Below are 20,618 nucleotides of genomic sequence, written 5' to 3'. Positions count from 1 at the left end.
CGCTATTGGACAAACCTACATCATCGCGGCTCAGCGCCCTTGAGGAACAGCCGTATCGCGAAGCGGACGCGCCGGTCGATGTCCTCGCGTCCAAGTTCGTTGCCCGAAAGGATGAAACGCACCGGGCCGCCGACCACCATGCTCATGAACACTTTGGCCGCAAGCATCGGGTCGTCGATGGCGAGGCGCCCGGCGCGAGTCTCCTCGGCGAGGATTTCGGCCAGGAAGCGCACCGTCGGCAGGGCGGCGATGTCGTAATAGATCTGGAAGATGTCCGGAAACCGGTAGCTTTCGGTGTTGATGATCCGTTGCAGCTTGGCTCCGTCGGCCTCCCTGACGAGATCGATGCGCAGCATGGCGATCGCGACGAGCGTCTCCTCCAGCGTCCCGCCGCGCGTGGCTTCGATGACCCCGAAGCCGACCGCGCGTCGCTCGGTGCCGTGGCGGATGACGGCGCGGAACAAGGCGGTCTTGTCCGGGTAGCGCGCATAAACCGTGCGCTTGGTCATGTTCACGTCGGCGGCGATCGCCTCGATCGTGGCGCCTTCGTACCCTTTGTCGAGGAAATGCTCGAGCGCGGCGTCCAGCAGCGCAACGTGACGGGCCTGCGCCTGCTCGCGGGTGGGGCGGCCGGCGCGGATGGGGGTTTCGGAAGGCGTGTCGTCGAGCATGGGGCCAGTGGACCCGATTTGGCTTGCGTCGCCAAGTGACTCGTGAATAATGAAACGCATCAGATGCTATTAATCGAGTCGGGCCGGACTGTCCAGTGAAAGGGCAGGCGGTCACATGGAGAGGAGACGAGCCGATGGGCGCCGCTGCCGACAAACTCATGGCCCTTGTGGCCGACCCCGAGCGCTTCACGTTCTCGGCCGGAGAACTGCGCGAGACGCAGGTGGCCGCGCTCGACGAGCGGTTTCAGGAACGCCGCGGTGCGATCAAGCTGCTCGCGCTGCGGGCGCGGGATGCAGGGATCGAAAAGATCGAGGCGATCGCCGACATCGTGCCGGTCCTGTTCCCGCACACTGCGTACAAGTCATATCCCGAAAGCTACCTCATGGACGAGCGTTGGGACCGGCTGACCAAATGGCTCGGCACCGTGTCGCCGTACCCGATCGAGGGCGTCGATCTCGACGGTATCGAGGGCATTGACGACTGGATCGCGCGGTTGGCGGAGAAGGGCTACTTCATCTCGTGCTCCAGTGGCACGACCGGCAAGTCCGCCATGCTGATCGCCTCGCAGAAGGACATGGACTGGTCGACGATCGACACCGTCAACGTGTTCTCTTGGGGTTCGGGCGTAATGCCGGCGCAGGACCGTCTCATTGTCGGCTGTGCGCCGGTCGCCACGGTTCCCAAGAACGCGACGATAGCCAAGGCGCAGTACGACGCCTTCGCCAATCCCGAGTGGCCGCGCTGGAACTATCCGGTGCCGCCGATCACGGTGGGTTCGCTGACCTCGATGGTCGTCATGCGCAAGAAGATCGCCGAGGGCACCGCCCGCCCCGACGAGATCGCGGCGTTCGAGGAAACCTCGGCGCAGCGCGCCCGGCTTGTGGAGGAGGCGATCCCGAAAACCGCGCAGTTCATCATCGAGAACCGCCACCTCAAGCTCCAGCTCTCGGGCCTGTGGAGCGGGCTTTGGGCGGTCGCCAAGGCCGTGCGCGATGCCGGGTACGGGCGCGAGGACTTCGATCCCGACAACTCGATCTACGTCGGCGGCGGGCTCAAGCGCGCGCAGCTTCCCGTGGATTATCAGGAATATGTCTTCGATACCTTCAACATTCCCGAGGATCGCCACTTCCAGAATTACTCGATGCAGGAGCTGAACTCTGGCATGCCCAAGTGCCGCGAGGGCGGGCGCTATCACGTGCCGCCGTGGATCGTGCCGATCCTGCTCGACAAGGCGGGCGACGCTGCGCTGGATCACACCGAAGGCGAGATGGAAGGGCGCGCTGCGTTCTTCGACCTCTCGCTCGACGGACGCTGGGGCGGGGTCATCACCGGCGACAGGATCAGGCTCGACCGCAGCCCCTGCGCCTGCGGCAATCATGGTCCCTCGATCCGCGACGACATTGCCCGCTACGCGGACCTGGAAGGCGACGACAAGATCGGCTGTGCGGGCACGGTCGACGCCTATGTGCGAGGTGTGGCATGAACTCCGTGATCCAATCGCTTGATTCCGAAGAACTTGTCTCGGCACCGTTCTTCCTGCGCGGCGAGGTGCTGCATGGCACCGAGGTGATCCAGAAGTCGCGCGACCTCGGCGTGACCTTCGCGACACCGCGGATACCCTTCGACCGCGCGGTGCCGCCGCGCACCGAGGTGCCGCCGCTGCTCAACGTGCCGCTTGCCGAGATCATCGATTTCCTCGTCGAAACCGGCCAACGGCTGGTCGCCCCAGGCAACGACCACATGCAGGAATGCATCGAGCGGATGTGCCGCACGCACATCCTCCCGCGCGCCGTGGTCGAGAACACCGCGCGCCATGCCGCCGCCTATCTCGACAAGCGCATTCTCATGGCCGAGGTGGCGCAGAACTTCCCCGACCCGCGCGCGCTCGACGAATGGGTGCCCAAGCAGGACTTCACCGGTCGCCGCAGCTTCGTGCGCGCCTTCGCACCGCGCCTGATCCATGTGCTGCCGGGCAATTCGCCGGGCGTCGCGGTGAAGTCGGTGGCGCAAGGCGCGATGGTCAAGGCGATCAACCTGTTCAAGATGAGCAGCGCCGATCCCTTCACCATGGTTGCGATCCTGCGGACGATGGCGGACATCGACCCGGAGCATCCGATCGTGAAGTCGATGTCGGCGGTCTACTGGCGCGGCGGCGACGATGCGACCGAGCGCGTGCTCTACCGCCCGCAGTACTTCGACAAGATCGTCGCCTGGGGCGGCGGGGACGCGATCAACAATGTTATCAAGTACCTGGGACCGGGATTTCAACTCGTTTCCTTCGATCCCAAGACCTCGATCTCGATGGTCGGGCGCGAAGGGCTGGTCGATGATGCGACCATCGACCGGGTGGCGGACCTGTGCTCGGCGGACGTGATGACGCTTAATCAGGAGGCCTGCGTCGCCAGCCGGTTCCAGTTCGTCGAGGGCGAACAGGATCAGGTGGACCGCTTCTGCGAGCGCCTTCAGTTCCACATCGCCCGCCGCGCCGCCGAGAGCGGGGACGTGCGCCCGCTCGACATGGACATGCGCGAGGCGGTCGAGATGATGATCCTGATGGACGACGAATACGGCGTTTGGGGTAGGACCGACGGCAAGGGCCTCGTCGTGCGCTCCGACGAGCCGGTCGATTTCCACCCTATCAACAAGACCGCCAACGTCGTGCGGGTCGAGCGTCTCGATGATGCGGTGAAGTGGATCAACGTCGCCACCCAGACGGTCGGCTTCTACCCGTTCCACCGCATGGCCGACTACCGCGATCGGCTGGCGGCGGGCGGTGCCCAGCGCGTGGTGCATCTGGGCGAGGCCGGCCCCTCGACCATCGGCAACCCGCACGATGCGATGTATCCTCTGCACCGCTTCGTCCACTGGATGGCGCATGAGGATGGGCGCGGGGAGGGCTGAGTCATATCCGTCCCGGCTTACGCAACCCATCGCCGAGACGGATATGTGGCGCGCATGCTTGCCTGCCCCGGACAGTGCGCTACCCATCACGCAAATGCTTGCTGCGTGCGGGACCACACCGCGCGGGCTCCGAACGAGGAACTTTAAACCCATGGCCGTTGAAATCCTGCTCCCGAAGATCGGCTTCTCGATGCAAGAGGGGCAGATCGCCGAATGGCTCGCCAAGGACGGGGACGCGGTAAGCGAAGGCCAGCCGCTGTTCTCGCTCGAGGCTGACAAGTCGACCAACGAGGTCGAGGCCCCCGCCAGCGGGACGCTCAAGATCGTCGCCCAGGTCGGCGAGACCTACGAAGTCGGCACGGTGCTCGGCTACATCGAGTAAGCGCCGCGCGCATCCCGCTGGACAGCCGTGCGCTGTCCGGCCAGACTGCGGCGATGCACAAGACCCTCCTTGCTTCGCTCGCCATCGCGACCCTGCTGTTCGCGACCGGCACTGCCCACGCCAGCCTGCCCGTGGGCGCGAAGGCTCCGGCCTTCGCCACCAAGGGCGCGAAGGGGGGCAAGGTCCTCTCGTTCGACCTGAAGCAGGCGCTCAAGCGCGGGCCGGTGGTGCTGTACTTCTACCCCAAGGCGTTCACGCAGGGCTGCACGCTGGAGGCCCACGCCTTCGCCGAGGCCAGCGACGACTTCGCCAAGGCCGGCGCCATGGTGGTCGGCATGTCGGCGGACGACCTGCCGACGCTGCAGAAGTTCTCGACCGAAGCCTGCCGCGACAAGTTCACCGTCGCTGTCGCCACGCCGGCGATCATCAAGGAATACGACGTCGCGCTCAAGCGTGATGGCATGCCGGCGGGCATGACCGACCGGACCAGCTACGTGATCGCGCGCGATGGCAAGATCACCATGGTCCACTCGGAGCTCGACTACCGCGACCATGTGAAGCTGACGCTGGAAGCGGTGCGCAAGCTGAGCAAGTAAGGGCACGCATCCTCGTACGGCGCCTCGAAGCCCGCAGGTCAGTTCCATCCCCGTCATCCTCGCGAAGGCGGGGATCCCGCTTACTTTTTCAGCCTCCCGCCCGAAGCCAACGAGCGGGGCCCCTGTTTTCGCGGGGGCGACGGGGACTAGCTGGCGGTTTGGCGGGAGGGGAAGCTCTCGATTGCCGGACGCCATGGCCGCGGATTGCCGTCCTCACCGAGGGCAATCCCGTCCCCGCCGACCAACCCGCTTGAACACCACCCCCACCTGCGGGTAATAGCGCCGCCTTTCCGCGCGTGAATTCGCGCGCGCTTTACATCCGGCGTCGCTGCGTTATGCGCGGCCGCTGGCGTTTCGTTGGAGTTCCTATCATGCGTGCCGAGGGGCAGGCCCACATTGTTCGTATCGAGAAGGCCCTCGCACTGGTCCGCAAGTTCCTCGACTGGGACCGCGCGCTGCGCCGGTTCGACGAGCTGAACGCGCGGGTCGAGGACCCGACTCTCTGGGACAAGCCCAAGGAGGCCGAGGCGGTCATGAAGGAGCGCCGCCGGCTCGAGGCCTCGATCGGCACTGTCAACCAGATCAGCGCCGAGATGGCCGACGCCGCCGAGTTCGTCGAACTGGGCGAGATGGAAGGCGACGAGGACACCATCGCCGAGGGTCTGGCCACGCTGAAGGCGCTGGCCGACCGCGCCGATGCCGACAAGATCCAGGCGCTGCTGGGCGGCGAGGCCGACGCCAACGACACCTACCTCGAAGTCCACGCGGGCGCGGGCGGCACCGAAAGCCAGGACTGGGCCGAAATCCTCCAGCGCATGTACACGCGCTGGGCGGAACGGCGCGGCTACAAGGTCGAACTGGTCGACTACCATGCGGGCGAAGCCGCCGGCATCAAGAGCTGCACCCTGCTCATCAAGGGCGAGAACGCCTACGGTTATGCCAAGACCGAGAGCGGCGTCCACCGTCTCGTCCGCATCAGCCCCTACGACAGTGCGGCGCGGCGCCACACTAGCTTCTCGTCGGTCTGGGTCTACCCGGTGATCGACGACACCTTCGAGATCGAGATCAATCCCTCGGACCTGAAGATCGACACCTACCGCGCATCGGGTGCGGGCGGTCAGCACGTCAACACCACCGATTCGGCGGTGCGCATCACCCACCAGCCGTCCGGCATCATCGTCGCCAGCCAGATCGACCGCTCGCAGCACAAGAACCGCGAGATCGCCATGGGCATGCTCAAGGCGCGCATGTTCGAGGCCGAGATGCGCCGCCGCGAGGAAGCCGCCAGCGCCGAGCACGCCAGCAAGAGCGACATCGGCTGGGGCCACCAGATCCGCTCCTACGTGCTGCAGCCCTACCAGCAGGTGAAGGACCTGCGCACCGGCTATGTCTCGACTTCGCCCGACGACGTGCTCGACGGCGACCTCGATCCCTTCATGGCGGCCGCGCTTTCGCAGCGCGTGACCGGCGAGAAGGTCGACGTCGAGGATGCCGACTGAGGGCGCTTCGTAACGGGGGCCGGTTCGGGGCGCAGTCGTCTCCCTGAGGGACGCCGCGCCCCTTCCTGCCTTTTCAAGGGTTTTGCCAACGCGGCCTCGAGTCGCTAAGGGGCCGCATGTTCCGCGCCGCTCTCCTCATTTCCGCTGCACTGGTGCTGGTGCTCGCCGCCTGCCAGCAGCCGCCTGCCGATGACGGCCGGGCGGGCACGGCGCGCGCGTTTCCCACGCCTGACCGGCCGGTCTCGAAGGCTGGAGGCATCGCTTTCGCTTCGGAAGCCCAGCGCGACCAGGCGCACGAGGCGCAGGTCGTCATGGACCTTGCGAAGATCGCGCCGGGAATGAGCGTCGCCGACCTCGGCGCGGGCGAGGGCTACTACACCACCCGTCTCGCGCAGCGCGTCGGCCGCCGTGGCCGCGTCCTGGCCGAGGACATCGACGCCGCCTCCAACGAGCGGCTGGCCGCGCGCGTCATGCGCGAGGGGATCGGCAACGTCTCGATCACTCTGGGAACCCCGGACGATCCGCGCCTGCCGCCCGCCAGCTTCGACCGGATCCTGCTGGTCCACATGTATCACGAGGTTTCCGAGCCTTACGCCTTCCTGTGGCGCCTGCGTCCGGCGCTGCGCAAGGGCGGCCGGGTGGTCGTGGTCGACGTAGATCGCCCTACGGACGCACACGGGATTGCACCGCCGCTGCTGTTCTGCGAATTCGCGTCAGTGGGATTGCGGTTGACGGAATTTGTTCGCAAGCCGGAATTGCGGGGCTATTATGCGCAGTTCGAGGTCGCGGGATCGCGGCCGGAGCCGGCGGATATCAAGCCCTGCCGCATGACAGGCGAAGCGCCGCCGAAGACCGATGGATCGCAGGGCTGACGCGCAACGCCTGGGAAAGACGAAAGAGAAGATGAGTTTCAAGGGTCTCAAGCCGATTCTGTACGGCGGTCGCGAAGTCTGGCCTCTGGTCGAAGGCGGCAAGGGTGTTTCCGCCAGCAACCACATGAGCTCGGGCGCATGGGCTGCGGCGGGCGGCATCGGCACGGTCAGCGCGGTCAATGCCGACAGCTACGACGCCGAAGGCAAGATCGTGCCCCAGGTCTACCACGCGCTCACGCGCAAGGAGCGGCACAAGGAACTGATCGACTACGCCATCGACGGCGCGGTCGAGCAGGTGCGCCGCGCCTGGGAGATTTCCGGCGGCAAGGGCGCGATCAACATCAACGTCCTGTGGGAGATGGGCGGCGCCCAGCCGATCCTCGAAGGCGTGCTGGAGCAGACCCGCGGCATGGTCGCGGGCGTCACCTGCGGCGCGGGCATGCCTTACAAGCTGTCCGAGATCGCGGCCCGCTACAACGTCAACTACCTGCCGATCGTCAGCTCCGCGCGCGCCTTCCGGGCGCTGTGGAAGCGCGCCTATCACAAGGTGCCGCAGCTGCTCGGCGCGGTGGTCTACGAGGACCCGTGGCTGGCCGGCGGCCATAACGGCCTGTCGAACGCCGAGGACCCGCTGAGGCCCGAGGACCCGTACCCCCGCGTCAAGGCGCTGCGCGACACCATGCGCGGCGAGGGTATCCCCGACAGCCTGCCGATCGTCATGGCCGGCGGCGTCTGGTTCCTGCGCGACTGGGAGAACTGGATCGACAACCCGGAACTGGGCTCGATCGCCTTCCAGTACGGCACCCGCCCGCTGCTCACCACCGAGAGCCCGATCCCGCAGGAGTGGAAGGACGCCCTGCGCGAACTCGAGCCCGGCGACGTGCTGCTCCACCGCTTCTCGCCCACCGGCTTCTACTCGTCGGCCGTGCGCAACCCGTTCCTGCGCAATCTCGAAGCGCGCTCCGAGCGCCAGATCCCTTATTCCAAGGTCGAGGCGGGCGAGCATACCGTGCGCCTCGACGTCGGCGTCAAGGGCAAGAACTTCTGGGTCGCCCCCAAGGACCTCGACCGTGCGCGCGCCTGGTCGGGCCAGGGCCACACCGACGGCCTGCGCACGCCCGACGACACCATCGTCTTCGTCAGCCCGGAGGAGCGCGACGTCATCCGCCAGGACCAGGCCGACTGCATGGGCTGCCTGTCGCACTGCGGGTTCTCGTCGTGGAAGGACCATGACGACTATACCACCGGCCGCCTCGCCGACCCGCGCAGCTTCTGCATCCAGAAGACCCTGCAGGACATCGCGCACGGCCAGCCGGTCGACGAGAACCTGATGTTCGCCGGCCATGCGGCCTACAAGTTCAAGCAGGATCCGTTCTATTCCAACGGCTTCACGCCCACCGTCAAGGAACTGGTCGATCGCATCCTGACGGGCGACTGATCAGGAAGATGTCCCCGTCTGCGCGGGGGCAACTTCTCGAGCGTCAACGGCAGCAATGTCACGAGGGTTCGGACCGTAGCGGTTCGGACCCTTTTTGCCGGGCACGACCAGCAGCAGCAGGTACAGCAATGCGAACGGCAGGAAGAGCACCCAGTCGATGTAGGCGAGGGCGCCTTCCACCACGCGGCGGGCGTCCCAGCCGCCGATCAGCGCCAGCAGGTCGAGGATCAGGTTCCGCACCGCGACCGCCAGCAGCACGAGGCTCCAGCGGCCGCTCCATCCCAAATCGTGGAAGCGGCGCACCATCAGCGCGGCGGCGGGGACGAGGATGAGATACTGGACGGCGAAGGCGGTCCACCGGCTGACCGCAACGGGCGCCAGTTCCCCGGCGAGGCCATTGACGATGATGAGCACCGCTGCCGAGATGACGATGTAGTCGATCACCTCTCCTCGCCGCGATCGCCCGCGGAAATCGACGGTCTTCGCAAGAGTCTGCCCGATATGCCGCAAGTATGCCTTCATGGCGCCATGTCCCGGCTCCGGCCCATCGCTGTCAATCGAAATTCCAGGCCCTTTCGCCGTGGGTGGTGGCATCGAGGCCCTCGCGCTCGGCATCCTCGGACACGCGCATCGGGAAGGCCAGCGAGGCCATGAGCGCGAGGATGACGGTGCCTGCGAGCGACCACACCGCCACCACCGCGATGCCCACACCCTGCGCCACGAACTGCGCGATCGGGTTCATGCCCTCGCCGTATCCGACGCCGCCCGCTGTCTCCGACAGGAACACCGCGAGCAGCAGCGACCCGAGCATGCCGCCGACGCCGTGGATCGCGAAGACGCCCAGTGCATCGTCGATCCTGAGAGTGCGGTGCACGAAGCGCATCGCAACATGGCAGGCCAGCGCGCCGGAAACCCCGAACAGCAAGGCCGCGCCCGGCGAGATGTAGCCGGCGGCCGGGCTCACCGTGGCGATACCGGCGAGCGCGCCGATCGCGAAGCTCCTGGCGCTGGCTTTCCCGCTCGCGATGCGCTCGGTCAGCAGCCACGTCAGCGCGGCGGCTGCGGCGCTGACGTGCATGGAGATGATCGCCGCCGCCGCGTCGTCGCTGGCGGCGAGCGCGGAGCCGCCGCTCAGCGCCAGCCAGCCGACCCACAGCAGGGCGCCGCCCGCGACCGTCAGGACCGGGCCGTGCGGGGTCACCTGTCCCGACACGACGCCTCTGCGCCGCCCCAGCATCACTGCGATCACCAGCGCGGAGACGCCTGCACTCGTATGCAGGACGATGCCGCCGCCCCAGTCGAGCGTTCCCACGCCCTGCGCCAGCCAGCCGCCGCCCCAGATCCAGTGCGCGACCGGCGCGTAGACGACGAGGCTCCACAACGCGGCGAACGAGAGAACCCAGCCCAGCCGCGCGCGCTCGGCCCAGGCGCCGACCATGAGCGCGGGGGCGAGGGCGGCAAAGACCATCTGGAACAGCGCGAAAGCGCTCTCGGGCACGGCGGTGCCCACGCGCACGTTGCCGAGGTTCAGGAGCATCCAGGCATTGCCCTGGCCCAGCCAGCCGCTGCCGACCTCACCGAAGGCCAGGGTGTAGCCGACCATGATCCACAGCATCGAGACGGCCGCGAAGATCGCTCCGCACTGCACGAGCACCGACAGCGCATTCCGGCCCCGCACCCGCCCGGCATGGAAAAGCGCCAGTCCCGGCAGGGCCAGCATGGCCAGCAGGCCCGATGCCATGAGCCATGCGGTGTCGCCGCCGTCGGCCACGTCGAGCCGGCCGTCCTGCGCAAACGCGGCGGTCGGCAGCAAGGCAATCATGGCGGCAATCGGCAGCAGGCGCTGCTTGGTCATCAGGCGGTATCCCCTTGAGGTCGCACGCCGAATACCGGGCAACCTCTTTACGGGGAGTTAGATCAGGAAATTAACCCGAGACAAGCGATTGCCGCACCGATGCGGGGACAACGCGGGGGAGGTCAGGGCAGGACCATGTCGTGCGGGCGGTGGCCGTCCACCCAGAAGCGGATGTTGGCGATGACCCGCTCGCCCGCCGCGCCGCGTCCTTCGTAAGTGGCGCTGCCGAGGTGCGGCATGGCCACGAGGCCAGGCAGGTCGAGCAAGCGCGGATCGACCTGCGGCTCGCGCGCGAAGACGTCGAGCCCGGCGCCGCCGATGCGGTCTTCGGAGAGGGCGGCGATCAGCGCCTCCTCGTCGATCAGCTGCCCGCGCCCGGTGTTCACCAGGCAGGCCCCCGGCTTCATCAGCGCGATGCGGCGCGCGTCCATGAGGTGCGTGGTTTCCGGGCCGGCGGGGCAGTGGAATGTCAGGATGTCCGCCTGAGACACGAGCGTGTCGAGCTCGGCCTCGTAGCGGGCGGAGAACATGTTTTCGACCGCGGAGGGCAGGCGGTGGCGGTTGTGGTAGCGGATATCCATGCCGAAGGCGCGGGCGCGGTGGGCCACGGCCTGTCCGATGCGTCCCATGCCGACGATGCCCAGCGTCCTGCCGCCCAGCGCATGGCCCAGCATCACCGATGGCCCCCAGCCGGCCCAGCGCCCTTCGCGCAGGGTCTTCACATTGTCGCTGAAGCGGCGCGAGACGAGGATGATGAGGGCCAGCGTCAGGTCGGCGGTGTCGTCGGTGAAGACGCCGGGCGTATTGGTCACCATGATCCGGTGGGCGCGGGCGGCGGCGATGTCGATGTGCTCGGTGCCCGCACCGAAGCTGGCGATCATGCCGAGGCGTTCCCCGGCCTGCGCGATCATCGCCGCGTCGATGGTGTCGGTGACGGTGGGGACCAGCACGTCGCAGTCGCGCATCGCCGCTTCCAGTTCGGCGCGGCTCATCGGCACGTCGCCGGGATTGAGCACGACGTCGAAAAGCTCCGCCATGCGCGCCTCGACCGAGGGCAACAGGCGCCGCGTCACGATCACGCGGGGGCGCGGCGGAATGGGGCGGGCGGTGTCGCTGGGCTGGACCATGAGGCAATGGGCTATGCCGTCCACAGGGTCGGGGTCAAGAAGCCTTGAAGCAGGGTCCGCCCGCGCGGTATGCACCGGATGATGAACCGCCGCCTTTTCCTGCTGCCGCTCGCCGCGCTGAGCGCGCTCGGCCTGATCGCCACGACGCCCGCCCGGGCCGCCGACGACGACAAGGTGCCCTACTGGGCGTCGGTCGATGCCGACATCGCTAACCTCAGGGTGGGACCGGGCGATTCGTACCGGATCGACTGGGTCTATCGCCGCCCGCACCTGCCGGTGAAGGTCCTGCGCCGCGAAGGCTCGTGGCGCCTGATCCAGGACCCGGACGGCGAAAAGGGCTGGATGCGCGACCTGCTGCTCTCGCGCCAGCGCGCCGGGATGGTCAAGGACGGCGCCCTGATCGAGATGCACGCCGAGCCAAGCAGCGGCTCGCCGATGCTGTGGCGGGTGGAGCCTGGCGTGGTGGGCCTGCTGGGCCCTTGCAAGGACGGCTGGTGCCCCTTCGACACCGCCGGCCACAAGGGCTTCGTGCGCGAGGACAAGGTGTGGGGCACGGGCGCGCCCTGAAGCGCGCGCCGGGCCGTGCGCGCCGCGCTTAGAGGCAGGCTTCCAGGAACGCCTGGTCGAAGCCGTACTGGCGCGCCTTTTCCAGCGTATAGGGGCGCAGGCCCGAGGGGCGGAACTCGCCGATGATCTTGCCGTCGTCGCTTTCGTCCAGGTACTCGAACTTGAAGAGTTCCTGGGTGACGATGACGTCGCCTTCCATGCCGATCACCTCGGTGATGTTGGTGGTGCGGCGCGAGCCGTCGCGCAGGCGCTTGACCTGTACGATCAGGTCGACCGACTCCGCGATCTGGCGGCTGATGGCTTCCTTGGGGATCTTGATGTCGCCCATCAGGATCATGTTTTCCATGCGCCCCAGGCATTCGCGCGGGGAGTTGGCGTGAAGCGTGCACATCGAGCCGTCGTGGCCGGTGTTCATGGCGGCGAGCAGGTCGAAGCATTCGGCGCCGCGGATTTCGCCGAGGATGATGCGGTCCGGGCGCATACGCAGGGCGTTCTTCACGAGGTCGCCGATGGTGATGGCGCCCTGGCCCTCGAGGTTCGGGGGGCGGGTCTCGAGCGGCAGCCAGTGCGGCTGCTGCAGGCGCAGTTCCGCCGCATCCTCGATCGTCAGCACGCGCTCGCCCGGGTCGATCATCTTCGACAGGGCGTTGAGCATGGTCGTCTTGCCCGAGCCGGTGCCGCCCGAGATGACGATGTTCATGCGGCTGGCGCCGGCGATCTTGAGGGCGGTGGCCATCTTCTCGCTCATCGAACCGAAGTCCTTGAGCATGTCGATGGTGATCGGCTTCTCGGAGAACTTACGGATCGAGATCGCGGTGCCGCGCAAGCTGAGCGGCGGCACGATCACGTTGACGCGGCTGCCGTCCTTGAGGCGGGCGTCGGCCAGCGGCGTGGTCTGGTCGACGCGGCGACCGACCTGATTGACGATGCGCTGGGCGATCTGGAACAGGTGCTGCTCGTCGCGGAACTTGGTGGGGGCGAGCTGGAGTTTGCCCTTCTTTTCGATGTAGGTCTGATTCGGCCCGTTGACCATGATGTCCGAGATGTCGGGGTCGTTGAGCAGTTCCTCCAGAGGTCCGAAGCCGAGCAGCTCGTCGATCAGCACCTTCTCCAGCGCGAACTGCTCGCGGCGGTTGAAGGTGATCTTGAGCTCGGCCAGGACCTCGATGATGATCGGGCGGAATTCCTCGGACAGCTCGTCCTTGGTCAGCGTCGCGGCCGCCTCGGGGTCGACCCGCTCGAGCAGGCGCGGGAGCACCTGTTCCTTGATCTTGTGGATCGAGGCTTCGAAGCCGTTCTGCTCCGAGGGCTCGTGCACCGCGTTGGCGCGGTCGGCGAGGCGGGAGAGCGCATCCTCGCGCATGGCCTGAGCCGTGGTCTGCACGGGGGCGTCGCCGGGGATGGGCGGGAACTGGTCGCCGCCGGGAATCGGAGCGCCGGGCGTCGTCGGAGTCTTGTCGGCGGTGCCTTTGAGAGGCTTGGCCACACCGAACGCGGGACGCGCGCCCTGGCCCATGCCGCCTACACCGTTACGCCGACCGAATGCCGTCATGAACCCAAAACCCTTCAGCCGCCCGGCGAACTGCGGGCGTGAACCAACGTTAATGAAGGCCTGATTAAGGTTGAAACTTTGATAACTTACTAATGGCGGGGCAGGGTGCCACGACGATGCAACGAGCGGTGAAGGCATGAACGGCGAAGCGCAGGCGTGCTGGCTCTGTGCGCGTCCGCTCGGGCGGCGCGTCGAGTGGCATCACCCCGTCCCGAAGAGCCGGGGCGGGCGCGAGACGGTGCCGGTCCATCCCATCTGCCACCGCACGATCCACGCGGCGCTCAGCAATGCGCAGCTGGCCAAGCTGGGGCCTGATGCACCGCCCTTGTTGCAGGTGGAAGAGATCGCGCGCTTCGTGCGCTGGGTCGCGGGCAAGCCACCGGACTTTCATGCGCCGACAAGGACGCGGCGGTGAGGGGGCTTCGAGCGGACCCAGTGCGGGATAGGAACCCTTGTCGGAACCCAGCTGACGACGGTGCGACACGAGGCATCACCAGATGGGTCCCCGCCTTCGCGGGGATGACGGAGATATGGTCGCGACGATCACGCTCCGGCAGGAGAACCCCAAAACGCAAACGGGCGGGCGGTCCTTCGACCACCCGCCCGCTTTCCGGTTCACTGCCCCGAAGGATCAGTTCTTCGACTTGTCGACCAGGGCGTTGGCGCCGATCCAGGGCATCATGGCGCGCAGCTTGGCGCCGGTTTCCTCGATCGGGTGACGCTTGGCGGCGAGGCGCGAGGCCTTCAGCTCGGGCTGGCCGGCGCGGTTGTCCATCACGAAGTCCTTGACGAAACGGCCCGACTGGATGTCCTCCAGAACGCGCTTCATTTCCTTCTTGGTCTCTTCGGTGATGATGCGCGGACCGGTCTTGATGTCGCCGTATTCGGCGGTGTTGGAGATCGAATAGCGCATGTTGGCGATGCCGCCCTCATACATCAGGTCGACGATCAGCTTCAGCTCGTGGAGGCACTCGAAGTAGGCCATCTCGGGCGCGTAGCCGGCTTCCACCAGCGTCTCGAAGCCGGCCTGGACCAGCGCGGTGGCGCCGCCGCAGAGCACGGCCTGCTCGCCGAACAGGTCGGTTTCGCATTCCTCGCGGAAGTTGGTCTCGATGATGCCCGAACGGCCGCCACCGACGCCCGAAGCGTAGGCGAGGGCGATGTCGTGGGCGTTGCCGGTCACGTCCTGGTGGATCGCGACGAGGCAGGGCACGCCGCCGCCGCGCTGGTATTCGGAGCGCACGGTGTGGCCCGGGCCCTTGGGCGCGATCATGATGACGTCGATGTCGGCGCGCGGCTCGATCAGGCCGAAGTGGACGTTGAGGCCGTGGGCGAAGGCGAGCGCCGCGCCGGGCTTCAGGTTGGCGTGCAGGTCCTCGGCGTAGATCGCGGCCTGGTGCTCGTCGGGAGCCAGGATCATGATGATGTCGGCCCACTTGGCCGCCTCGACGTTCGAGAGCACCTTGAAACCGGCGCCTTCGGCCTTCTTCGCGGTGGCCGACCCTTCGCGCAGCGCGATGGCGACTTCCTTGACGCCCGAATCGCGCAGGTTCTGGGCATGGGCGTGGCCCTGGCTGCCGTAACCGAGCACGACGATCTTCTTGTCGGTGATCAGGTTGATGTCGCTGTCGGCGTCGTAATAGACCTTCATTTCAGTACCCTTTTCGGCGGCCTGCGCGCGGCATGGCCAGATGTGTGTGCGCTCTGGCGCGCGGTCATTGGGCTTCCGCGAGCGCGAAAGCAGCGAAGAGAATTGTCAGGCTTCCTCGGGCCCGCGGGCCATGGCGACGATGCCGGTGCGGCCGACCTCCACGAGGCCGAGATCGCGCATCAGCGCCACGAAGCTGTCGATCTTGTCCGGCGCGCCGGTCATCTCGAAGATGAAGCTCTCGGTCGTCGTGTCGACCGGGCGCGCCCGGAACACGTCGGCGATGCGCAGCGCCTCGACGCGCTTTTCGCCGACCCCTGCGACCTTCACCAGCGCCAGTTCACGCGCGACGTGCGGGCCCAGCTCGGTCAGATCGACGACCTTGTGGACCGGCACCAGCCGTTCGAGCTGGGCGTGGATCTGGTCGATCTGGCTCGGGGGGCCGTGCGTCACGATGGTGATCCGGCTCACTTCGTGGTTGTCGGTGATGTCGGCCACGGTCAGGCTGTCGATGTTGTAGCCGCGCGCGGTGAAGAGGCCGGCGATCTTGGCGAGGATACCCGCCTCGTTGTCGACCGTGACGGTCAGGACGTGCCGTTCCTCGGCTTCGGGGTGCATGTGCATCATTGTTCCGTTCCGTCCCTCAGACCAGCGCCTTGGCTTCGTCGTCCATGGTCCCGGCGACGTTGTCGCCATAGAGGATCATGTCGACATGCGATGCGCCCGAGGGGATCATCGGGAAGCAGTTCGATTCCTTGTGGACGAGGCAGTCGACGATGACCGGGCCGGGATGGTCGATCATGGCCTGGATGCCGGCGTCGAGCTGGCTTTCGTCCTCGATGCGGATGCCCTTCCAGCCATAGGCCTCGGCCAGCTTCACGAAGTCGGGCAGGCTGTCCGAGTACGAGTTCGAGAAGCGGCTCTCGTAGGTCAGCTCCTGCCACTGGCGGACCATGCCCATCCATTCGTTGTTGAGGATGAACACCTTGACCGGCAGGCGGTACTGCGTGGCGGTGCCCAGTTCCTGGATGTTCATCTGGATCGAGGCGTCGCCGGCGATGTCGATGACGAGGCTGTCCGGGTTGCCGCACTGCGCGCCGATGGCGGCGGGCAGGCCGTAGCCCATGGTGCCCAGGCCGCCCGAGGTCAGCCACTTGTTGGGGCTGAAGAACGGGAAGTGCTGCGCCGCCCACATCTGGTGCTGGCCGACTTCGGTCGAGATCACGGGATCGCGGTCCTTGGTCAGCTCGTACAGCCGCTGGATCGCCAGCTGCGGCATGATCGCATCGGCATTGGCCGGGAACGACAGGCTCTTCCTCTCGCGCCAGGTGTCGACGCGGGCCTTCCAGGCGGTCAGGTCCTGGCCCTTGCGGCTGCCCCACTCGGTCAGGATCTGGTCGAGCACGGTCGCGCAGTCGCCCACGATCGGCAGGTCGACGCGCACGATCTTGTTGATCGAGGAGCGGTCGATGTCGATGTGGATCTTCTTCGAGTTCGGCGCGAAGGCGTCGAGGCGGCCGGTCACGCGGTCGTCGAAGCGGGCGCCGACGCAGATGATGAGGTCCGACTGGTTCATCGCCAGGTTGGCCTCGTAGGTCCCGTGCATGCCCAGCATGCCCAGCCAGTCGGCATGGTCGGCCGGGAAGGCGCCGAGGCCCATCAGCGTCGAGGTGACCGGCGCGCCGGTCTTCGCCTGCAGCGCGCGCAGCAGTTCGCTGGCGCGCGGCCCTGCGTTGATGACGCCGCCGCCGGTGTAGAAGACAGGCGCCCTGGCGGCCGCGATCATCTCGACCGCCTGCGCGATCTCCTGCGCCGAGCCTTCGGTGCGCGGCGCGTAGCGCTGGCGGCGCTGGATCGGCGCGTCGGACCACGCGGCCGAGGCGATCTGCACGTCCTTGGGGATGTCGATCAGGACCGGGCCGGGGCGGCCGGTGGTGGCGATCTGGAACGCCTCGTCGACGACCGCAGCCAGGTCAGCCGGGTCCTTCACGAGGTAGTTGTGCTTGGTGCAGTGGCGCGAGATGCCGACGGTGTCGGCTTCCTGGAACGCGTCCGAGCCGATCAGACCGGTCGGGACCTGGCCGCTGATGACGACGAGCGGGATCGAATCGAGGAACGCGTCGGCGATCGCGGTGACGACGTTGGTCGCCCCCGGGCCCGAAGTGACGAGCACGACGCCGGGCTTGCCGGTCGAACGCGCGTAGCCTTCGGCGGCGTGGCCGGCACCGGCTTCGTGGCGCACGAGGATATGGCGCAGGCGCTCGTCACCGAACAGGGCATCGTAGATCGGGAGCACGGCGCCGCCGGGATAGCCGAATACGAATTCGACCCCCTGTCGGACCAGGCTTTCGACTAGGATGTTCGCGCCGCTGCGCTCTTCACTCACAACACATTCCTTCTCAATTCCGCGGCCTCACCGAGACGTGCCTTTATACGAAGCAGTGACGGCCGTTGTCCCCGAGAGCGCCCGTCCGTTCGGAACGGCCGTTCCCACGGACTTTAGCGTGCGGCAAGCACCGCGCGCTCTCTAATGAAACTGACCCGGCACGACAATGCCGTACCGGGCCGTCCTCTCCTCCCTGCATCACTTCCAATCAGCAAGGTGAGACGGCCTCTAGGCAGAGCGATATGTCAGGTCAACCCCATTTGGCGAAATAAAATGTCATTCAGGGTGTCAGCATTGTAATTTTGAAACGATATGCGCGGCCATTCCGCCGGGGGCTGGTGCTGCAGCCAGGTGAACTGGCGCTTGGCGTAATTGCGCGTGGCCTGCGATCCGCGCGCGATCGCCTCGTCGAGCGTCCCTTCGCCGCGCGCGACTCCGGCGAGTTCGGGCACGCCAATGGCGCGCATGACGGGGAGGGCGGGGTCCAGTCGGCGCGTCAGCAGGGCCTCGACTTCGGCAAGGGCACCGCGCTCGACCATGCGCTGGAACCGCATGTCGCAGCGGGCGTAGAGGGTCTGGCGCTCGGGCAGGAGGATCGCTGCGTGGACGGTGACCTCGCCGCCGATGCCGCCGCTGGTCTGCGCCTGCCAGTGCGCGAGGCCGAGGCCGGTCGAGCGCACGACTTCCAGCGCGCGGGCGACGCGGGCGCTGTCGGCAGGGGCGAGGCGGGCGGCGCGCTCCGGGTCTTCGACCAGCAGTGCGGCGTAGGCCTCGGCCACGGGCAGGGCGCGCACGGCCTCGCGCACCTCGGGGTCGATCGGCGGGACGGGGGCGATGCCGTCCAGCAGCGTGCGTATATAGAGGCCGGTGCCGCCGACGAGGATCGGCACCGCGCCCTCGGCATGAACCTGCGCGATCGTGGCGGCGGCGGCGCGGGCCCAGTCGGCGGCGGAGCAGCTCTGCGCACCATCCCAGGCGCCGAACAGGCGGTGCTCGATGCCGCCCATTTCCTCGGCCGTGGGGCGGGCGCTGAGCACGGTGAGATCGGCGTAGACCTGCGAGCTGTCGGCGTTGACGACCACCGCGCGGCGGCCGCGCCGTTCCAGTTCCTGCGCCAGCGCCACCGCACAATCGCTCTTGCCGCTGGCGGTCGGCCCTGCGATGAGCGCCAGCGGCGGCCGGTCTCCGGCGGCGATATCGTATGGTGTATTGAGGGAATTCGCAGTGCTCATTGCCCGGCTGATAGCAGAACCGGACCACCTTTCGGCAAGACTCGAAGCCGCCAGGGCGCAGATGGAGCAGGCGGGGGTGCGCATCGCCGATGCCTCGATGCTCGATTTCTGCGGCCAGACCCTGCAGATCGACTCGCCCGACGATGACGCGGCGGCGCTGCGCACGGCGCTGGACGGGCATTTCTCGCCCACCGACGGCCTCGTCACCGCCGACGAGCCGATCGTGCCGCGCCTGTTCATCTCGGACATGGACTCGACCATGATCGGGCAGGAATGCATCGACGAACTCGGCGACTTCGCGGGCCTCAAGGACCGCATCGCCGCGATCACCGAGCGCGCCATGCAGGGCGAGCTCGACTTCGAGCAGGCCCTGCGCGAGCGCGTCGGCCTGCTGGCGGGCCTCTCCACCGACGCCATCGCCGAATGCCTCGCCACGCGCATCAGGCCGATGCCCGGCGCCAAGGTGCTCGTCGAGACGCTGAAGAAGCTGGGCTGCCGTACCGTGCTCGTCACCGGCGGCTTCCACCACTTCGCCGATCCCGTGGCCGAGCAGCTCGGCTTCGAGCATGTCGTCGGCAACCGCCTCGAGGTCGCGGATGGCAAGCTGATCGGAGGGCTGGCGGGCCCCATCGTCGATTCGGCGGTCAAGAAAGCAACCTTGCTCGCCGAGATGGCTAACCTCGCCGAGGGCGCCACCAGCCTTGCCACCGGCGACGGCGCCAACGACATCCCGATGCTGGAAGCGGCGACCTACGGCATCGCCTACCACGCCAAGCCCAAGGCCCGCGCCGCCGCCAACGGCTGGATCGACCGCGGCGACCTCACCAGCGTCCTGCGCCTGCTGGGTATTCCGCAGAGCGACTGGGTCCAGTAACGATGGATTGCTTCGGTCTGCCCACCAGTGGCGGGGTAATCCTCGCCCAACCCCCGAGACTCGTCGTCCCCGCATAGGCGGGGACCCCGCTTGTTGTTCTTGTGCGCAAGAAAGCGGGACCCCCGCCTACGCGGGGGCGACGAGGGGTGGCTGACGGGACCGGGAGCGGCGCCTTCCCGTAACCGCCCCAAACACGCCCTAAACAATGTGCTGTCGAACCGGACCGCGCTTCATGCTTTAAGCCCGCAAGGAGCACCGCAGGGAGCGCATATGTCGGTCAAGGTCAGCCATCCGCGTTACCTGCTGTTCCTCGCCGTGTTCGCGCTGGCGGGGCCTGCGTTCACGCTGCTGCCCCTGCACCGGGGCGAGGCGATCATCGCCGGGTTCGACCTCGCGGTCTTCGTCTTCGCGGCGTCTTGTATCCCGCTGTGGCGTTCGAGCACGCCCGAAGTCATGCGCATGCAGGCGCGGCGCGACGATGCGGGACAGTTCCTGCTGCTGTTCATGAGCGGACTGATCAGCGTGGTGGTGCTGGTCGCGCTCAGCCTGCTGATCCTCGACGGCGGTTCGCTCGGCGCGGGCGGGATCACCCTGCTGGTGCTGACGCTGCTGGCGAGCTGGACTTTCGCCAACCTGATCTTCGCCTTTCACTACGCCCGGCTCTACTATGCGCCGCACGAGGGCGGGGACCACGAAGGGCTCGACTACCCGGGCGAGTGCGTGCCCGATTTCTCGGACTTCGTGAACTTCGCCTTCGTCATCGGCATGACCTGCCAGACCGCCGACATCACCATCACCAAGACCGCGATGCGGCGGGTGACGACGTTCCACGGGCTGTTCGCCTTCGCGTTCAACCTCGGGATCTTGGCGCTGAGCGTGAACGTGCTGGCGGGCGGGTCGAGCTGAAAATCCTCCCTGTCGCGCAGCGATGGGGAGGGGGACCGCCGACGCAGTCAGTGGTGGAGGGGTAGAAACCCCTCCGTCAGCCCTGCGGCCTGCCACCTCCCCATTCCGTTT

General features: G+C 67.2%; 20 protein-coding genes. 11 read left to right on the top strand and 9 right to left on the bottom strand.

Annotated features, from left to right (window positions below):
- Positions 1–20: 20 nt before the first annotated feature.
- Positions 21–671: a TetR/AcrR family transcriptional regulator gene (locus AC07M9_RS08325; protein WP_494882893.1), complete on the bottom strand. Its 651-nt coding sequence runs from the start codon at positions 669–671 to the stop codon at positions 21–23.
- Between the two features lie 134 nt (positions 672–805).
- On the opposite strand from AC07M9_RS08325, the gene AC07M9_RS08320 reads away from it, so the two are divergent.
- The 7 genes from AC07M9_RS08320 (at position 806) to AC07M9_RS08290 (ending at position 8,360) form a co-directional block, all read left to right on the top strand.
- Positions 806–2,155, top strand: a complete 1,350-nt coding sequence (locus AC07M9_RS08320) for a hypothetical protein (RefSeq protein WP_494882891.1) — start codon at positions 806–808, stop codon at positions 2,153–2,155.
- Positions 2,152–3,573, top strand: coding sequence for an acyl-CoA reductase (locus AC07M9_RS08315; RefSeq protein ID WP_494882889.1), 1,422 nt, complete (start codon positions 2,152–2,154; stop codon positions 3,571–3,573). Before AC07M9_RS08320 ends, AC07M9_RS08315 begins: the two co-directional genes overlap by 4 nt.
- A gap of 151 nt (positions 3,574–3,724) precedes the next feature.
- Positions 3,725–3,955 carry a biotin/lipoyl-containing protein gene (locus tag AC07M9_RS08310; protein WP_494882887.1) on the top strand — a complete coding sequence of 77 codons (231 nt, stop codon included), beginning with the start codon at positions 3,725–3,727 and terminating at the stop codon, positions 3,953–3,955.
- A 53-nt stretch (positions 3,956–4,008) separates the two neighbouring features.
- Positions 4,009–4,551, top strand: a complete 543-nt coding sequence (locus AC07M9_RS08305) for a peroxiredoxin (protein WP_494882885.1) — start codon at positions 4,009–4,011, stop codon at positions 4,549–4,551.
- Between the two features lie 371 nt (positions 4,552–4,922).
- Positions 4,923–6,050: a peptide chain release factor 2 gene (gene prfB, locus AC07M9_RS08300; RefSeq protein ID WP_494882883.1), complete on the top strand. Its 1,128-nt coding sequence runs from the start codon at positions 4,923–4,925 to the stop codon at positions 6,048–6,050.
- A 116-nt stretch (positions 6,051–6,166) separates the two neighbouring features.
- Positions 6,167–6,922 (top strand): methyltransferase domain-containing protein, encoded by a 756-nt coding sequence (locus AC07M9_RS08295; protein ID WP_494882881.1) that lies wholly within the window; start codon positions 6,167–6,169, stop codon positions 6,920–6,922.
- Positions 6,923–6,953: 31 nt separating this feature from the next.
- A complete protein-coding gene (locus AC07M9_RS08290; protein WP_494882879.1) occupies positions 6,954–8,360 on the top strand; it encodes an NAD(P)H-dependent flavin oxidoreductase in 1,407 nt (468 codons plus the stop codon).
- On the opposite strand, the gene AC07M9_RS08285 is transcribed toward AC07M9_RS08290, so the two are convergent.
- The 3 genes from AC07M9_RS08285 to AC07M9_RS08275 all read right to left on the bottom strand — a co-directional run bounded on the left by AC07M9_RS08285 (position 8,361) and on the right by AC07M9_RS08275 (position 11,342).
- Entirely contained in the window at positions 8,361–8,882 is a 522-nt protein-coding gene (locus tag AC07M9_RS08285) for a DUF805 domain-containing protein (protein ID WP_494882878.1), read from the bottom strand.
- Between the two features lie 31 nt (positions 8,883–8,913).
- Complete coding sequence (locus AC07M9_RS08280; protein ID WP_494882877.1) at positions 8,914–10,215, bottom strand: ammonium transporter; 1,302 nt, start codon at positions 10,213–10,215, stop codon at positions 8,914–8,916.
- A 122-nt stretch (positions 10,216–10,337) separates the two neighbouring features.
- A complete protein-coding gene (locus tag AC07M9_RS08275; RefSeq protein WP_494882875.1) occupies positions 10,338–11,342 on the bottom strand; it encodes a 2-hydroxyacid dehydrogenase in 1,005 nt (334 codons plus the stop codon).
- A gap of 81 nt (positions 11,343–11,423) precedes the next feature.
- Between AC07M9_RS08275 and AC07M9_RS08270 the strand changes: the two genes are divergently transcribed.
- Entirely contained in the window at positions 11,424–11,909 is a 486-nt protein-coding gene (locus AC07M9_RS08270; RefSeq protein ID WP_494882873.1) for an SH3 domain-containing protein, read from the top strand.
- A 28-nt stretch (positions 11,910–11,937) separates the two neighbouring features.
- Here AC07M9_RS08270 and AC07M9_RS08265 read toward each other — a convergent pair whose 3' ends face one another.
- Positions 11,938–13,461, bottom strand: a complete 1,524-nt coding sequence (locus AC07M9_RS08265) for a TadA family conjugal transfer-associated ATPase (RefSeq protein ID WP_494882872.1) — start codon at positions 13,459–13,461, stop codon at positions 11,938–11,940.
- A 136-nt stretch (positions 13,462–13,597) separates the two neighbouring features.
- Here AC07M9_RS08265 and AC07M9_RS08260 point away from each other — a divergent pair, with 136 nt between their 5' ends.
- On the top strand, positions 13,598–13,876 hold the full coding sequence (locus AC07M9_RS08260) for an HNH endonuclease (RefSeq protein WP_494882870.1): 279 nt from the start codon (positions 13,598–13,600) through the stop codon (positions 13,874–13,876).
- Between the two features lie 216 nt (positions 13,877–14,092).
- Here the strand turns inward: AC07M9_RS08260 and ilvC are convergent, their stop codons facing one another.
- The 4 genes from ilvC to miaA form a co-directional block, all read right to left on the bottom strand.
- On the bottom strand, positions 14,093–15,112 hold the full coding sequence (ilvC, locus tag AC07M9_RS08255; RefSeq protein ID WP_494882869.1) for a ketol-acid reductoisomerase: 1,020 nt from the start codon (positions 15,110–15,112) through the stop codon (positions 14,093–14,095).
- A 105-nt stretch (positions 15,113–15,217) separates the two neighbouring features.
- A complete protein-coding gene (ilvN, locus tag AC07M9_RS08250; RefSeq protein WP_007679908.1) occupies positions 15,218–15,736 on the bottom strand; it encodes an acetolactate synthase small subunit in 519 nt (172 codons plus the stop codon).
- Between the two features lie 16 nt (positions 15,737–15,752).
- Positions 15,753–17,495 carry a biosynthetic-type acetolactate synthase large subunit gene (gene ilvB, locus AC07M9_RS08245; RefSeq protein ID WP_494882867.1) on the bottom strand — a complete coding sequence of 581 codons (1,743 nt, stop codon included), beginning with the start codon at positions 17,493–17,495 and terminating at the stop codon, positions 15,753–15,755.
- Positions 17,496–17,740: 245 nt separating this feature from the next.
- Positions 17,741–18,727, bottom strand: a complete 987-nt coding sequence (gene miaA, locus AC07M9_RS08240) for a tRNA (adenosine(37)-N6)-dimethylallyltransferase MiaA (RefSeq protein WP_494882866.1) — start codon at positions 18,725–18,727, stop codon at positions 17,741–17,743.
- Here miaA and serB point away from each other — a divergent pair.
- Positions 18,720–19,601, top strand: a complete 882-nt coding sequence (serB, locus tag AC07M9_RS08235; protein WP_494882864.1) for a phosphoserine phosphatase SerB — start codon at positions 18,720–18,722, stop codon at positions 19,599–19,601. The two genes, miaA and serB, sit on opposite strands and share 8 nt — an antisense overlap.
- Positions 19,602–19,871: 270 nt before the next feature.
- Positions 19,872–20,507 carry a DUF1345 domain-containing protein gene (locus AC07M9_RS08230; protein ID WP_494882863.1) on the top strand — a complete coding sequence of 212 codons (636 nt, stop codon included), beginning with the start codon at positions 19,872–19,874 and terminating at the stop codon, positions 20,505–20,507.
- Positions 20,508–20,618 lie beyond the last annotated feature (111 nt).

It is taken from the genome of Novosphingobium sp. GW821-FHT09E05 (assembly GCF_059416165.1).
Note: the sequence above shows the minus strand (reverse complement) of the source record. Positions and strands in the feature narration are given on the sequence as shown.

Bases quoted from the DNA above. Each gene is read 5' to 3' on its own strand.
- AC07M9_RS08295 (WP_494882881.1), top strand. From the start codon at position 6,167: ATGTTCCGCGCCGCTCTCCTCATTTCCGCTGCACTGGTGCTGGTGCTC.
- AC07M9_RS08285 (WP_494882878.1), bottom strand. From the start codon at position 8,882: ATGAAGGCATACTTGCGGCATATCGGGCAGACTCTTGCGAAGACCGTC.
- AC07M9_RS08230 (WP_494882863.1), top strand. From the start codon at position 19,872: ATGTCGGTCAAGGTCAGCCATCCGCGTTACCTGCTGTTCCTCGCCGTG.
- AC07M9_RS08320 (WP_494882891.1), top strand. From the start codon at position 806: ATGGGCGCCGCTGCCGACAAACTCATGGCCCTTGTGGCCGACCCCGAG.
- AC07M9_RS08310 (WP_494882887.1), top strand. From the start codon at position 3,725: ATGGCCGTTGAAATCCTGCTCCCGAAGATCGGCTTCTCGATGCAAGAG.
- AC07M9_RS08270 (WP_494882873.1), top strand. From the start codon at position 11,424: ATGAACCGCCGCCTTTTCCTGCTGCCGCTCGCCGCGCTGAGCGCGCTC.
- AC07M9_RS08325 (WP_494882893.1), bottom strand. From the start codon at position 671: ATGCTCGACGACACGCCTTCCGAAACCCCCATCCGCGCCGGCCGCCCC.
- miaA (WP_494882866.1), bottom strand. From the start codon at position 18,727: ATGAGCACTGCGAATTCCCTCAATACACCATACGATATCGCCGCCGGA.
- AC07M9_RS08280 (WP_494882877.1), bottom strand. From the start codon at position 10,215: ATGACCAAGCAGCGCCTGCTGCCGATTGCCGCCATGATTGCCTTGCTG.
- prfB (WP_494882883.1), top strand. From the start codon at position 4,923: ATGCGTGCCGAGGGGCAGGCCCACATTGTTCGTATCGAGAAGGCCCTC.
- AC07M9_RS08260 (WP_494882870.1), top strand. From the start codon at position 13,598: ATGAACGGCGAAGCGCAGGCGTGCTGGCTCTGTGCGCGTCCGCTCGGG.
- AC07M9_RS08265 (WP_494882872.1), bottom strand. From the start codon at position 13,461: ATGACGGCATTCGGTCGGCGTAACGGTGTAGGCGGCATGGGCCAGGGC.
- AC07M9_RS08275 (WP_494882875.1), bottom strand. From the start codon at position 11,342: ATGGTCCAGCCCAGCGACACCGCCCGCCCCATTCCGCCGCGCCCCCGC.
- AC07M9_RS08315 (WP_494882889.1), top strand. From the start codon at position 2,152: ATGAACTCCGTGATCCAATCGCTTGATTCCGAAGAACTTGTCTCGGCA.
- ilvN (WP_007679908.1), bottom strand. From the start codon at position 15,736: ATGATGCACATGCACCCCGAAGCCGAGGAACGGCACGTCCTGACCGTC.
- AC07M9_RS08305 (WP_494882885.1), top strand. From the start codon at position 4,009: ATGCACAAGACCCTCCTTGCTTCGCTCGCCATCGCGACCCTGCTGTTC.
- AC07M9_RS08290 (WP_494882879.1), top strand. From the start codon at position 6,954: ATGAGTTTCAAGGGTCTCAAGCCGATTCTGTACGGCGGTCGCGAAGTC.
- ilvC (WP_494882869.1), bottom strand. From the start codon at position 15,112: ATGAAGGTCTATTACGACGCCGACAGCGACATCAACCTGATCACCGAC.